Origin of the sequence: Rhodoluna limnophila (assembly GCF_005845365.1) — a bacterium.
GTDB classification, from domain to species: domain Bacteria; phylum Actinomycetota; class Actinomycetes; order Actinomycetales; family Microbacteriaceae; genus Rhodoluna; species Rhodoluna limnophila.
The window spans coordinates 677387-690017 of the sequence record NZ_CP040509.1 but is presented as its reverse complement, the minus strand read 5'-3'; the positions used below and the strand labels follow the sequence as shown (position 1 = coordinate 690017).

At 52.9% G+C, this 12631-nt stretch carries 12 protein-coding genes and 3 tRNA genes; 12 read left to right on the top strand and 3 right to left on the bottom strand.

Annotated features, from left to right (window positions below; all coding sequences use genetic code 11):
- A complete protein-coding gene (locus FFA38_RS03360; protein ID WP_138315523.1) occupies positions 1-420 on the bottom strand; it encodes a SufE family protein in 420 nt (139 codons plus the stop codon).
- 9 nt (positions 421-429) lie between these two features.
- Complete coding sequence (locus FFA38_RS03355) at positions 430-1332, bottom strand: sulfurtransferase (protein ID WP_138315522.1); 903 nt, start codon at positions 1330-1332, stop codon at positions 430-432.
- Between the two features lie 92 nt (positions 1333-1424).
- Between FFA38_RS03355 and zapE the strand changes: the two genes are divergently transcribed.
- From zapE to FFA38_RS03325, 6 genes are all read left to right on the top strand, one after another.
- A complete protein-coding gene (zapE, locus tag FFA38_RS03350) occupies positions 1425-2426 on the top strand; it encodes a cell division protein ZapE (protein ID WP_253786203.1) in 1002 nt (333 codons plus the stop codon).
- Positions 2427-2541: 115 nt separating this feature from the next.
- Positions 2542-3810 (top strand): ammonium transporter, encoded by a 1269-nt coding sequence (locus FFA38_RS03345; RefSeq protein WP_138275391.1) that lies wholly within the window; start codon positions 2542-2544, stop codon positions 3808-3810.
- A gap of 77 nt (positions 3811-3887) precedes the next feature.
- Positions 3888-5165, top strand: a complete 1278-nt coding sequence (locus FFA38_RS03340) for an ammonium transporter (protein ID WP_138315521.1) — start codon at positions 3888-3890, stop codon at positions 5163-5165.
- A gap of 71 nt (positions 5166-5236) precedes the next feature.
- Positions 5237-5309 (top strand) — tRNA-Gly (locus FFA38_RS03335).
- Positions 5310-5339: 30 nt separating this feature from the next.
- Positions 5340-5417 (top strand) — tRNA-Cys (locus tag FFA38_RS03330).
- Positions 5418-5434: 17 nt separating this feature from the next.
- Positions 5435-5506: transfer RNA gene (locus FFA38_RS03325), tRNA-Val, on the top strand.
- A gap of 56 nt (positions 5507-5562) precedes the next feature.
- Here the strand turns inward: FFA38_RS03325 and mqo are convergent.
- On the bottom strand, positions 5563-7044 hold the full coding sequence (gene mqo / locus FFA38_RS03320; RefSeq protein ID WP_419247545.1) for a malate dehydrogenase (quinone): 1482 nt from the start codon (positions 7042-7044) through the stop codon (positions 5563-5565).
- A 78-nt stretch (positions 7045-7122) separates the two neighbouring features.
- On the opposite strand from mqo, the gene thrS reads away from it, so the two are divergent.
- The 6 genes from thrS (at position 7123) to ruvC (ending at position 12625) form a co-directional block, all read left to right on the top strand.
- Positions 7123-9153 carry a threonine--tRNA ligase gene (gene thrS / locus FFA38_RS03315; protein WP_138315520.1) on the top strand — a complete coding sequence of 677 codons (2031 nt, stop codon included), beginning with the start codon at positions 7123-7125 and terminating at the stop codon, positions 9151-9153.
- 2 nt (positions 9154-9155) lie between these two features.
- On the top strand, positions 9156-9704 hold the full coding sequence (locus tag FFA38_RS03310; RefSeq protein WP_138275387.1) for an HIT family protein: 549 nt from the start codon (positions 9156-9158) through the stop codon (positions 9702-9704).
- 62 nt (positions 9705-9766) lie between these two features.
- A complete protein-coding gene (pdxS, locus tag FFA38_RS03305) occupies positions 9767-10672 on the top strand; it encodes a pyridoxal 5'-phosphate synthase lyase subunit PdxS (RefSeq protein ID WP_138275386.1) in 906 nt (301 codons plus the stop codon).
- A gap of 1 nt (position 10673) precedes the next feature.
- Entirely contained in the window at positions 10674-11261 is a 588-nt protein-coding gene (gene pdxT / locus FFA38_RS03300; protein WP_138275385.1) for a pyridoxal 5'-phosphate synthase glutaminase subunit PdxT, read from the top strand.
- 42 nt (positions 11262-11303) lie between these two features.
- A complete protein-coding gene (locus tag FFA38_RS03295) occupies positions 11304-12062 on the top strand; it encodes a YebC/PmpR family DNA-binding transcriptional regulator (RefSeq protein ID WP_138275384.1) in 759 nt (252 codons plus the stop codon).
- Between the two features lie 17 nt (positions 12063-12079).
- Positions 12080-12625 carry a crossover junction endodeoxyribonuclease RuvC gene (gene ruvC, locus FFA38_RS03290; protein ID WP_172955993.1) on the top strand — a complete coding sequence of 182 codons (546 nt, stop codon included), beginning with the start codon at positions 12080-12082 and terminating at the stop codon, positions 12623-12625.
- Positions 12626-12631: the final 6 nt, after the last annotated feature.

The following is a 12631-nucleotide window of genomic DNA, read 5'->3' as shown; positions in this document are numbered from 1 at the left end:
CTAGGCTGACTTTTCGGTGACTTGCCTCTTAATGCGGGCCAACATTCCTCGCATACCCCTCATGCGCAGCGGGGAGACCGCGGCGGAAAGACCGATACGCGACGGAAAATCGTCATCGACCGCTAGCACCTCTTCTACCGAATGCCCATCAAGAGCGGAATGCAGAATCGATGCAAATCCGCGAGTTGTAGGAGACTCGGCTGGTGCGGTGAAGAACAGGTGCACCAACTTGGCGTCATCGACCTCTACGAAAAGGAAAATTGGGCTCTGGCACTCTTCTACGCGTTCCAGTAAATCTGGGTGGTCCTTGTATCTTGCCGGAAGCTCTGGTAGCGCCTCGGAATACTCAAGCAGTAGGGTCAAGCGGTCGTTTACGCCCACTGCGTTGAAATCTTCAACTATTTCATCAACACTTTGCACGGAAGGACTCTACTTAGCCGCAGGCGCTAGACCAGGCTCGATGCCCTTAACGATTGGCACGCCAACCAAGCTGCCCCACTCAGTCCACGAACCGTCGTAGTTGCGAACATTCTCGAAGCCCAGGAGGTAGTTCAAAACAAACCAGGTGTGACTCGAACGCTCACCGATGCGGCAATATGCGATCACATTGTCGCCAGCTTTCAAGCCGGCTTCATCCAGATAAATTTCCTCAAGCTCAGCACGAGACTTGAACACACCGTTCTCGCCAGCAGCACGAGCCCAAGGGACAGATTTAGCTGATGGAATGTGGCCACCACGAAGCGCACCCTCATCAGGGTATGCAGGCATGTGGGTGCGCTCACCGGTGTACTCCTCTGTTGAGCGAACATCAATTAGGGGATTACCGAAATGCGCTAGAACATCATCGCGGAAAGCACGGAGGGTGCTGTCGTCGCGCTTTACAACCGGATACTCGGCAGGGGTAACTTGGGTAGCCTCGCGGGTCAATTCGCGACCTTCAGCAATCCACGCCTCTCGTCCGCCATCAAGTAGGCGAACATCCGGGTGGCCAAACAGTTTGAACACCCACATTGCGTAGGCAGCCCACCAGTTACTTTTATCTCCGTAGACGACAACCGTGGTGTCACGCGAGATGCCCTTGCGTGACATGAGCGCGGCAAACTCCTCGTCAGAAACATAGTCGCGAAGAACTGTGTCGTTTAGTTCGGTGTGCCAGTCCACTTTGACTGCGCCGGGGATGTGTCCAATTTCATACAGAAGAACATCTTCATCTGATTCAACAACAACGAGTCCCTCGCGGTTTAGGTTGTTCGCCAGCCATGCAGTAGAAACCAACACCGATGGATCGGCGTACTCTGCGAACTTGGCTGTCTGGTCGAATTCAATCGTCATGGGATGAAACTCTTTCTGGAGGTTGATTAGACTTTTTGTGTCTCTAACAAGGTTAACTCGCTCGGAGCCTTGGACCAACCGATAGGTAATAATTGGCAATCGACCACGCTGCGTTTGTGAACATTACTTTGCGCCAGCCAGAACCAAGTATCAGCCAGTTGCTAGCCCAGTTGGCGCCCCCTCGTGAATTCACGGAGGCACGCCTCGCTAACTACGTCCCGCACGCCGAGTATCCAAGCCAGCAACACGCACTAGATCGAGCACGAGTCTTTCTGGGAGCTTCTGGGGCAAAGAAACTCTTCCGTCGCGAGACCCCGCCTCCCGGTGTTTATTTAGACGGTGGCTTTGGTGTGGGAAAGACGCACCTACTGGCAGGAATCTGGCACGAGTTTCGAGGGGCAAAAGCGTTCGGAAGCTTCATTGCCTACACCAGTCTGATTGGAGCAATCGGTTTTGCTGGAGCAGTAGAGGCCCTAGGCAAGTTCCAACTTCTGTGCATCGATGAGTTTGAGCTCGATGATCCGGGTGACACCATGATGATGTCTCGACTGCTAAACGAGTTGGCACCCAAAGGTGTTCGTTTCGCGGCAACGTCAAACACTCCACCGAATGCCTTAGGTGAGGGTAGATTCGCCGCAGCGGACTTCCAGCGCGAAATATTGGGTATTTCGAACCAGTTTGAAATGGTTCGAATTGACGGCGAGGACCACCGCCATCGCCCAGTAACTCTCGAGCCAGTGTCAACTTCGCAATTTGAACTTGAGGCTTGGTTGCAATCACGAGTCAACACTCAGACTGGAATTGTTGATTTCGGAGCGCTGCTGAAACATCTATCAACAATCCACCCATCGCGTTATGGCTTTTTGCTTGAGGGGCTTGGTGCACTAGCCATCGAAAGCGTGCATCAGCTTGATGACCAGGTTGACGCCCTTCGACTTGTTGCCTTTATTGACCGTGCCTATGAGGCGCAGGTAGCAATTCGCGCGACCGGACACCCGCTAACGGACGTCTTTGCACCCAAGTATTTATCAGGCGGATACCGCAAAAAGTACCTTCGAGCCGTTTCACGCATCGGTGCCCTGACCAGCGCCTGACTTTTTACAAACACGAAACATTTCTCGTTATCGCGTGAAATCTGAGTGAGCCAAACTCTCTACGTAGCCAAGATTCTCTTGGTGACAATTTGTTTTCTTAGAGAGAGGTAAACAAGTGGATCAAGGAAACACGGCATTCGTGCTAATTTCAGCGGCACTAGTTCTACTAATGACGCCAGGTTTGGCGTTCTTTTACGGCGGTATGGTCAAGGCCAAGAGCGTTGTAAGCATGATGATGTTGAGCTTTGGCTCACTCGGACTGATTGCAGTACTTTGGGTCCTTTACGGTTACGCCATCGCATTTGCTAACGGGGGAGTCGACACCTTCATCGGTATCGATGGATGGTTCGGTATCGATACCTCATTCCTCGGGCTTGAAGCTCAGGTTGCAGATGCTGCAGCTCCTGCTGGCGCATTCCCTTCGATGGCTTTCGTAGCCTTCCAGGCAACTTTCGCAATCATCACCGTGGCCCTGATTTCGGGTGCCATTGCTGACCGTGCCAAGTTCGGCGCATGGATGGTCTTCGCAGGTATCTGGGCAACTGTTGTGTACTTCCCAGTTGCAAACTGGGTATTCAACTTCACACTTGAAGACGGCAAGGTTGTTGACGGTGGCTGGATTGTTTACGGCCTAGGAGTAATTGACTTCGCAGGTGGTACCGCAGTTCACATCAACGCTGGTGCAGCCGGTTTGGCTCTGGCCATTGTCTTGGGTAAGCGCTTTGGCTTCAGCAAGGGAATCACCCAGCCTCACAACGTTCCACTGACCCTGCTTGGTGTTGCGTTGCTATGGTTTGGTTGGTTCGGATTCAACTCGGGTTCAGAGCTTGCTGCTGACGGAATTGCCTCAATCGCCTTCATCAACACCCTTGCGGCGCCTGCTGCTGCGATGCTCGGCTGGATCATCATCGAGAAGATCAAGCACGGCAAGGCAACCTCAATCGGTGCTGGTTCAGGTGCGATCGCCGGTCTGGTAGCAGTTACTCCAGCCTGTGCGTCTCTTGACCCTGTTTATGCAATTCTCCTGGGCCTAGTAGCCGGTGCGCTTTGTGCTCTAGCTGTTGACCTGAAGTTTTCATTGGGCTTCGACGACTCACTAGACGTCGTAGGTATCCACCTAGTCGGTGGAATCGTTGGAACCCTTTGGATCGGTATCTTCGGAAACGGTGTAGGCGCAGCCTTTGGCTTCGGCTGGCACCAGTTCGCGATGCAGGCACTTGGTGCGGTAGCGGTACTTGTTTACAGCTTCGTTATCTCACTAATCATCGGCTTCGCAATTGAAAAGACCATGGGATTCCGCGTAAAGGCAGAAGACGAAATCGCAGGTATCGACACCGTAGTTCACGGTGAAGAGGCTTACGCTTTCGGTGCTGACCGAGGTTAGTAACACCTATTAGCAACACCTCGGAGGGGCTCTCGAAAGAGAGTCCCTCCTTTGGTGCGTTATTCGAGAGGTAGTAAATGCTCCACCAAAACACCACTATGTTTTTGATCATCTGCTCGGCCATGGTGCTCTTCATGACACCTGGGCTTGCCTTTTTCTACGGCGGGCTGGTGCGCGCCTCGAGCGTGGTTTCTATGATGATGATGAGCTTCGGCTCCATCGCGCTAATCGGTGTGTTGTGGGTGATTTTTGGTTACGCAATTAGCTTCAGCAACGCCGGGGCTGGCAGTTATTTTGGAATCGACGGCGTGTTCGGTATTGACTTTGAACGCCTTTTCCTTGGCACAGAAATTGCTCTGGCCAAGGGGGGAGACGGCTTTGGCCTAGCCTTCGCAGGATTCCAGGGCACATTCGCAATCATCACCGTTGCACTAATCTCCGGGGCAATCGCCGACCGAGCAAAGTTCGGGTCCTGGATGATCTTTGCTGGAATTTGGGCGGTGCTGGTCTATTTCCCTGTCGCGAGCTGGATTTTCAACTTCACGGTCGAGGAGGGAAAAGTTGTCGATGGTGGGTGGCTGGTCTACAACATTGGCGTAATGGACTTCGCGGGAGGTACAGTCGTCGAAATCGCCTCAGGAGCGTCAGCTCTAGCCCTGGCCTTGGTTCTGGGGAAGCGCTTTGGTTTCACAAAGGGTATGCACGCACCTCACAATGTGCCACTGACCATCATCGGTGCTGCGATTCTTTGGTTCGGATGGCTGGGATTCAATGCTGGCTCGCAACTTGCCGCCGATGGCGTTGCGGCCCTCGCGTTCGTAAACACACTGGCAGCACCTGTAGGCGCAATGCTGAGCTGGATTACCTACGAGAAGCTTGCTCACGGCAAACCAACCTCTATTGGAGCCGCATCGGGCGCCGTAGCCGGACTCGTGGCAATCACGCCGTCCTGCGCGTACCTTGAGCCAATTTGGGCACTACTACTTGGCGTCATTGTCGGTGTCGTTTGTGCCCTAGCAATTGAACTGAAGTTTGTACTCGGCTTTGACGACTCTCTAGATGTAGTCGGTATCCACCTTGTCGGTGGCCTGGTTGGAACCCTCTTCATTGGTCTTTTCGGCACCAACGTTGGTCTTTTCCTAGGCTTCGGCGCTGAGCAACTTGGACGCCAAGCAATCGGTGCCGCGGTTGTTCTGGTTTTCTCATTCACTGTGTCCTATGCCATCGGTTGGGCTATTCAGAAGACCATTGGCTTCCGCGTTACATCAACCGATGAGATCGCGGGAGTTGACTCTGTTTTGCACGGAGAAAACGCATATTCCGAGTCTGACCCTCGTTGGACCTGGAAAGGTTAGACACACTCTGGCTTGAGTTTGCGAAGTCGAAAAACTTGGGTTAGAGTATCTAAGTCTTCGAAAGAAGGCACGCGGATGTGGCTCAGTTGGTAGAGCACAACCTTGCCAAGGTTGGGGTCGCGAGTTCGAATCTCGTCATCCGCTCGCAGTAGGGCGTAAGCCTCGTGAAAGCATGGTGGAGTGGCTGAGCGGCCCAAAGCAACAGCCTGCAAAGCTGTAAACCCACGGGTTCAAATCCCGTCTCCACCTCCACAAAAACAAAACAAAATGGTCGATTGGCGCAGCGGTAGCGCACTTCCTTGACATGGAAGGGGTCACTGGTTCGATCCCAGTATCGACCACGATAAAGAGCTTCAAACAAAAAACCCGTCCATTGGACGGGTTTTTCGCTTAAGGGCTATCCGCGAAGTTTCAGAGTCCTTGCCGTTGCGGCTAAGGAGGCCTTGGCCAACGCTGGATCGTCGCTTAGCCTGCTTCCAAAACTTGGGATGATCTCCTGCAACTTTGGGCGCCATGAATCAAACTCTGCTGAGAATGAACGCTGCAAGACCTGAAGCATGACGTGAACGGCAGTGGAGGCACCAGGTGAGGCTCCCAGAAGCCCGCTAACCGAACCGTCGTTGGCAGTGACGACCTCAGTTCCAAACTGAAGCACTCCGCCTTTCTTTCGGTCCTTCTTGATCACCTGGGCCCGCTGACCCGCGTTGAGTAGCTCCCAATCCGATTCGTTGGCCTTCGGGTAGAAATCAAGAAGCGATTCAAACTTCTTGCGCTTGGATTTAGCCAGCTCACCAACCAAGTACTTGATTAGTGGAACGTTGCCCAAGCCAACTGCCAAATACGGAATTAGATTGGCTGGACGAATGGAACTCGGCAAGTCCCAAACGGAACCGTTCTTCAAGAATTTTGGATTGGCCGTCGCGTAAGGGCCAAACAGCAGACTGGCTTTGCCATTGACCACACGGGTGTCTAGGTGAGGTACCGACATCGGTGGCGCACCAACGCTGGCCTGGCTGTAAACCTTGGCCTGGTGCTTGGCCACAACCGCAGGATTGTCGGTTTTTAGCCACTGACCGCCCACTGGGAATGTGCCGTATCCCTTGGCCTCGGATATCCCTGACTTCTGCAGCAACTTCAGCGCCCAACCACCAGCTCCAACAAAAACAAAGTCTGCTCGTGAATACGACTTCTGTCCGGTAGTTGTATCTGTAACGACGAGTTGCCAATCACCATCTTGGGTTCGAACCAAGGAGGAGACTTCGGCTGAAGTGCGAACTTCAACGCCTTTAGATTTGAGAAAACCAAACAGCTGGCGTGTGATTGAGCCAAAATCAACGTCTGTTCCAGATTCGATGTAGGTTGCCGCAATTGGTTCATCTGAATTTCGACCGTCAATTAGAAGGGGAGCCCACTTAGCAATTTCCTTTGCGTCTTCCGAGTACTTCATTCCTGCAAAGAGCGGAAGGTCCTTCAAAGCCTGGAAACGTCGACTTAGGTAGTCAACATCCTTGGCGCCACGGACAAATGTCATGTGAGGCGTGGAGTGAATAAAGGTGTCAGGATCGCCGAGAATCCCTTGGTTTACTAGATACGACCAAAACTGACGAGAAAGCTGAAACTGCTCATTGATGGACTCAGCCTTGGCCGCAGATGGCAGAGACCCATCCTTCGAGTCAGGCATGTAGTTAAGTTCACAAAGCGCCGCATGACCGGTGCCAGCGTTATTCCAAGGGTTTGAGCTTTCCAAAGCAACATCCGGTAGTCGCTCAAAGACCTGAATCTGAGTTGACGGACTAAGCAATTTGATGAAAGTGCCCAAAGTTGCACTCATCACACCTGCGCCAATTAGAACGACTCTGGAATCTCTAGAAATACTCACTGTTCAAGCATAACTTTCAGGGCGTCGCTAAAGGCGCGTTTGTGGGCCTAGGCGGGCTCCGAGCTGCTCCAAAGTAGAATGAGACAGTTATTTCAGTCAGATGGGGTTCTCGTGTCCAAATTCAGCGTCGTAGTCGATGGTTTATCAGTCGAGCTCGAGCCAAATTCCGATGGCTTCAAGGTTTTCACCTCTCGCACAGTCGTGGCCCAGCGTGTCAACGGTGAGCTCCGTGACCTTGCCCATCGACTCAAGGACGGCGACACCGTCGAGGCTGTTGAAATCAGCTCGCCTGATGGTTTGAACATACTTCGCCACTCGGCTGCACACGTCCTCGCTCAGGCTGTCCAAAACATCAATCCTGAAGCCAAGCTCGGAATCGGCCCTCCAATTAAAGATGGCTTTTACTACGACTTTGACGTTCTCGAAGCATTCACACCAGAAGACCTAAAGGGCCTAGAGAAGGCAATGGAGCGAATCATTCGCTCAGGCCAGCGTTTTGTTCGCCGAGTTACTAATGACGGAGACGCTCGCGTTGAACTTGCCAACGAGCCATACAAGCTCGAGTTGATTGGACTAAAGGGGTCAGATCTCGGTGAGGGTAGTGCCGAGGTGGGCGCAGGAGACCTGACGATTTATGACAACGTTGACCCACAATCGGGCGAGACAGTGTGGCGTGACCTTTGTCGTGGACCGCACCTCCCAAACACCCGCATGATTGGTAATGGATTTGCACTTACCCGAGTTGCATCTGCCTATTGGCGCGGCAACGAAAACAACAAACAGCTTCAGAGAATCTATGGAACCGCCTGGCCGAGCAAGGATGAACTCCGAGCGCACCAAGAGCGATTGGAAGAAGCAGCGCGTCGTGACCACCGGCGCCTGGGTGTCGACCTAGACCTGTTCTCCTTTCCTGAGGAAATAGGGTCTGGCTTAGCCGTGTTCCACCCAAAGGGCGGAATCATGCGCCGTGTCATGGAAGATTACAGCCGCAAGAGACACGAAGAATCTGGTTACGACTTCGTTTACAGCCCGCATATTTCTAAGAGCAACCTGTTTGAGATTTCTGGACACCTGCAGACCTATGCAGACGGCATGTTCCCGCCTATTCGCATGGACGAAGAGCGCGACGAAGATGGCACCATTCGTAAGGCTGGGCAGGACTACTACCTAAAGCCGATGAACTGTCCGTTCCACATTTTGATTTACCGCAGCCAGCCAAGGTCATACCGTGATCTTCCGCTACGAATGTTTGAATTTGGAACTGTTTACCGCAATGAAAAGAGCGGTGTTCTGCACGGATTGACCCGCGTACGTGGACTAACCCAAGACGACGCTCACCTTTTCGTCACTCAAGAAAACATGGAACAGGAACTAACGGATGTTCTGGGCTTTGTCCTCGGTTTGCTGAAGGACTATGGTCTGAATGACTTCTACCTTGAGTTGTCAACCCGAGAACTAGGAAATCCTAAGTTCGTTGGTAGCGATGAAATTTGGGAAACTGCCACCGCGACACTTGAGAAGGTTGCCGCTGATTCCGGCCTTGAACTTGTACCAGACCCAGGCGGCGCAGCTTTCTATGGCCCAAAGATTTCAGTGCAGGCCCGCGATGCAATCGGCAGAACCTGGCAGATGTCAACAATTCAGTTGGACTTCAATCTTCCAGAGCGTTTTGACCTTGAGTACACCACTGCAGAGGGCACAAAGCAGCGGCCGGTCATGATTCACCGAGCGCTGTTTGGTTCGGTTGAACGATTCTTTGGCGTTCTAACCGAGCACTATGCTGGCCACTTCCCGCCTTGGTTGGCGCCGGTTCAGGTAGTTGGTGTTCCAATCGCCGAGGCATTCTCAGACTATCTACACGAGATCGCCACTGAACTAAGAAAGCATGGCGTTCGCGTGATGGTTGATGATTCTGACGACCGTATGCAGAAGAAGATTCGAAACCACACCATGAACAAGGTGCCGTTCATGCTTATTGCCGGTGGCGAGGATCAAGCTGCTGGGGCTGTTAGTTTCAGATTCCGTGATGGCTCGCAGGAGAATGGCATTCCAGTAGCTGAGGCAATTCAGAGAATTCTGAAAGCCATCGAAGACAAGGTTCAGGTTTAGCGATGAACGAGGGGAGAGGGTTGGAGAACTCGGCAGATTTGCCCGGTGTACCAAATTCTTTTCAGCACCTCTGGACCCCACATCGGTTGGTTTACATTCAAAATGGCCAACAGCCTGCCGATGAAGATTGTCCTTTCTGCCTTGGACCAGAGCGCCCAGATGAGGAATCGCTGATTGTCTTCCGCGGGAAGCACGCCTACGCGCTTTTGAACCTATTTCCGTATAACTCTGGCCACATACTGGTTTGCCCGTACCGTCACATTTCGACCTACGATCTGGCCACACCAGACGAAATTGCCGAGATTGGCAGCATTACCCAGCAGGCGATGCGGGTGCTGAAAGCAGTATCGAATTGCCATGGATTCAATCTCGGTATGAACCAAGGAGAGGTTGCTGGAGCTGGAATAGCATCACACCTTCATCAGCACATCGTCCCGCGCTGGCGCAACGACTCAAATTTCTTTCCGATCATTGCCGAGACTAAAGCGTTGCCTCGCCTACTCGGTGAAGTTAGAGAACAAATCGCTGAGGCTTGGTCTTCGGTTTCGTAATTCGAAGTCAATAACGCAATAACCGGAATAGGTCAGCGCGGTGGGCAGTTTAGAATTGCACTATGACTGAATCTAAATCATCACGCCCAAACACCGGAACCCCACTAGTCAAGCGCGGCCTAGCCGAAATGATGAAGGGCGGTGTGATCATGGACGTGGTCACACCAGAGCAGGCAAAAATTGCCGAAGATGCCGGTGCAGTCGCGGTTATGGCTTTGGAGCGAGTTCCTGCCGACATCCGCGCCCAGGGCGGCGTATCACGCATGTCTGACCCAGACATGATTGACGGAATTATCAGCGCAGTTTCGATTCCAGTTATGGCAAAAGCCCGCATTGGCCACTTCGTTGAGGCCCAAATTCTTCAGCAGTTGGGTGTTGACTACATCGATGAGTCTGAGGTTCTGAGCCCAGCTGACTACGTGAACCACATTGATAAGTGGAAGTTTGACGTGCCATTTGTTTGTGGTGCAACCAACCTCGGTGAGGCGCTTCGCCGCGTCACCGAAGGTGCCGCCATGATTCGTTCAAAGGGTGAAGCCGGAACCGGTGACGTCTCTGAGGCCATGAAACACATCCGAACCATCAGCTCTGAGATTCGCGCACTTGCTGCCAAGAACCCAGACGAGCTCTATGTGGCTGCCAAAGAACTTCAGGCACCATACGATTTGGTTTGTGAAGTTGCTGCTACCGGCAAGCTTCCAGTTGTCATGTTTGTTGCGGGTGGTGTTGCAACTCCTGCAGACGCCGCACTCATGATGCAAATGGGTGCCGACGGAGTCTTCGTTGGTTCAGGCATTTTCAAGTCTGGAAACCCATCCGAGCGCGCTAAGGCCATCGTGAAGGCGACCACCTTCTACAACGACCCAGCAGTTTTGGCCGAAGTTAGCCGCGGCTTGGGCGAGGCGATGGTTGGCATCAACGTAAGCGACTTACCAGCTCCTCACCGCTTGGCGGAGCGCGGCTGGTAAGTTGTCGCTACCGATTGGTGTCCTCTCGCTTCAAGGAGATTTTAGAGAGCACTCGCAAACCCTAGATTCCCTTGGGCTAGAGAACCGCTACGTGCGGACTCCTCAAGAACTCGAGTCTGTTAGCGGTTTGATTATTCCGGGCGGCGAATCCACCGTGATTCACAAGCTGGCCGTTGCCTACGACCTTTACCAGCCAATCAAAGAGAAAATCGCCAGAGGATTTCCAGTATTTGGTACCTGTGCTGGGCTCATCATGCTCGCGAGCGAGATCATTGACGGAACATCCGATCAGGCCAGCTTCGGTGGCTTGGATGTCTCGGTGCGCAGAAATGCCTTTGGCAACCAACTAGATTCCTTCGAAGCGGACCTCGATTTTGTCGGTGTCGAAGGTGTTGTGCATGCGGCCTTTATCCGTGCACCGATTGTCGAGCGCATCGGGAGCGAGGTTGAGGTTTTGTCTCAGCTGCCGGATGGCCGGGTGGTTGGAGTGCGACAGAATAATGCGCTCGGGATCTCGTTTCACCCCGAAGTAACTGGCGAGAATCGAATCCACGCCTTGTTCGCAAAGACCGTGAGAACCGCGCACTAGCGCCTAAACTTGTAGCAAATCAATCCGTACTCTAGGAGCACTATGTCCGGCCACTCCAAATGGGCAACCACCAAGCACAAAAAAGCTGTAATCGACGGTCGTCGCGCCAAGCTTTTTGCGAAGCTGATCAAGAACATTGAAGTGGCTGCGCGCCTGGGTGGTCCAGATCTAGACGGAAACCCGACTCTTTACGATGCCGTTCAAAAAGGCCGTAAGAGCTCACTGCCAAACGACAACATCGAGCGAGCAATCAAGCGCGGTTCAGGTGTTGGCGCTGATGCAGTTGAGTATCAGAACATCATGTACGAGGGTTACGGTCCAAACGGAGTCGCAATCCTGATCGAATGTCTGACGGACAACAAAAACCGTGCTGCTGCTGAGGTAAGACTCGCAGTGTCACGCAACAACGGCACTATGGCCGACCCTGGTTCTGTTTCGTACCAGTTCAGCCGCAAGGGTGTCATTGTTGTTGCTAAGGCCGACGGCACCAACGAGGACAGCATTCTCGATGCTGTCCTAGAGGTTGGTATCGATGACGTTGAAGATCGCGGCGAGCAGTTTGTCATCACCACCGACCCAAGCTCAATGGTTGCTGTGCGAACCGCTCTGCAGGCCGCCGGAATCGACTACGAGTCAGCGGATGTGGAGTTCATCTCATCGATGCCAATTCAGGTCGATGCGGACACCGCCCGCAAGGTAATCGCCCTGATCGATGCTCTGGAAGACTGTGACGAAGTACAGAATGTCTACTCGAACTTTGACATGTCTCCAGAAGTCTTGGCCGAACTAGAGCAGGACTAACCTTGACCACCCGCATCATGGGAGTAGACCCCGGTCTTACTCGATGTGGTGTTGGAGTAATTGAGCTTGGTGCCTCAAAAAAAGTAAGTTTCATAGCCGTCGACACTCTCCGGAGCAGCACGACAGATGAACTTCCGGTTCGCCTTCACCAATTAGCAACTGAACTTGAGGGGCTAATTGCGCTGCACAAGCCAAACGCCCTAGCAATTGAGCGAGTTTTCTCCCAGGCCAATCTGCGAAGCGTCATGGGAACAGCACAAATCAGCGGAATCGTTATGTACCTTGCTGAAAAGAACGGAATTCCGGTTGTTATGCACACACCCACCGAGGTGAAAGCAGCGGTAACTGGTTCTGGTCGAGCTGACAAAGCACAGGTCGGGAACATGGTGGCCAAAATTCTTGGCCTTGCCGAAGTTCCTAAACCAGCGGATGCAGCGGACTCACTGGCCATTGCAATCTGTCATGCGTGGCGCGGGGGAGTTATCGAATCTTCGGGTGCGCTTACCCCAGCCCAGAAAGCTTGGCACACGGCTATCAAGTCAGCGAAGAATCAAGTTAGTTAGTTAGTC

Excerpts from the sequence above, each read along its gene's own strand:
- FFA38_RS03355 (WP_138315522.1), bottom strand. The coding sequence starts at position 1,332 with ATGACGATTGAATTCGACCAGACAGCCAAGTTCGCAGAGTACGCCGAT.
- FFA38_RS03295 (WP_138275384.1), top strand. The coding sequence starts at position 11,304 with ATGTCCGGCCACTCCAAATGGGCAACCACCAAGCACAAAAAAGCTGTA.
- ruvC (WP_172955993.1), top strand. The coding sequence starts at position 12,080 with ATGGGAGTAGACCCCGGTCTTACTCGATGTGGTGTTGGAGTAATTGAG.
- pdxS (WP_138275386.1), top strand. The coding sequence starts at position 9,767 with ATGACTGAATCTAAATCATCACGCCCAAACACCGGAACCCCACTAGTC.
- FFA38_RS03340 (WP_138315521.1), top strand. The coding sequence starts at position 3,888 with ATGCTCCACCAAAACACCACTATGTTTTTGATCATCTGCTCGGCCATG.
- FFA38_RS03310 (WP_138275387.1), top strand. The coding sequence starts at position 9,156 with ATGAACGAGGGGAGAGGGTTGGAGAACTCGGCAGATTTGCCCGGTGTA.
- thrS (WP_138315520.1), top strand. The coding sequence starts at position 7,123 with ATGAGACAGTTATTTCAGTCAGATGGGGTTCTCGTGTCCAAATTCAGC.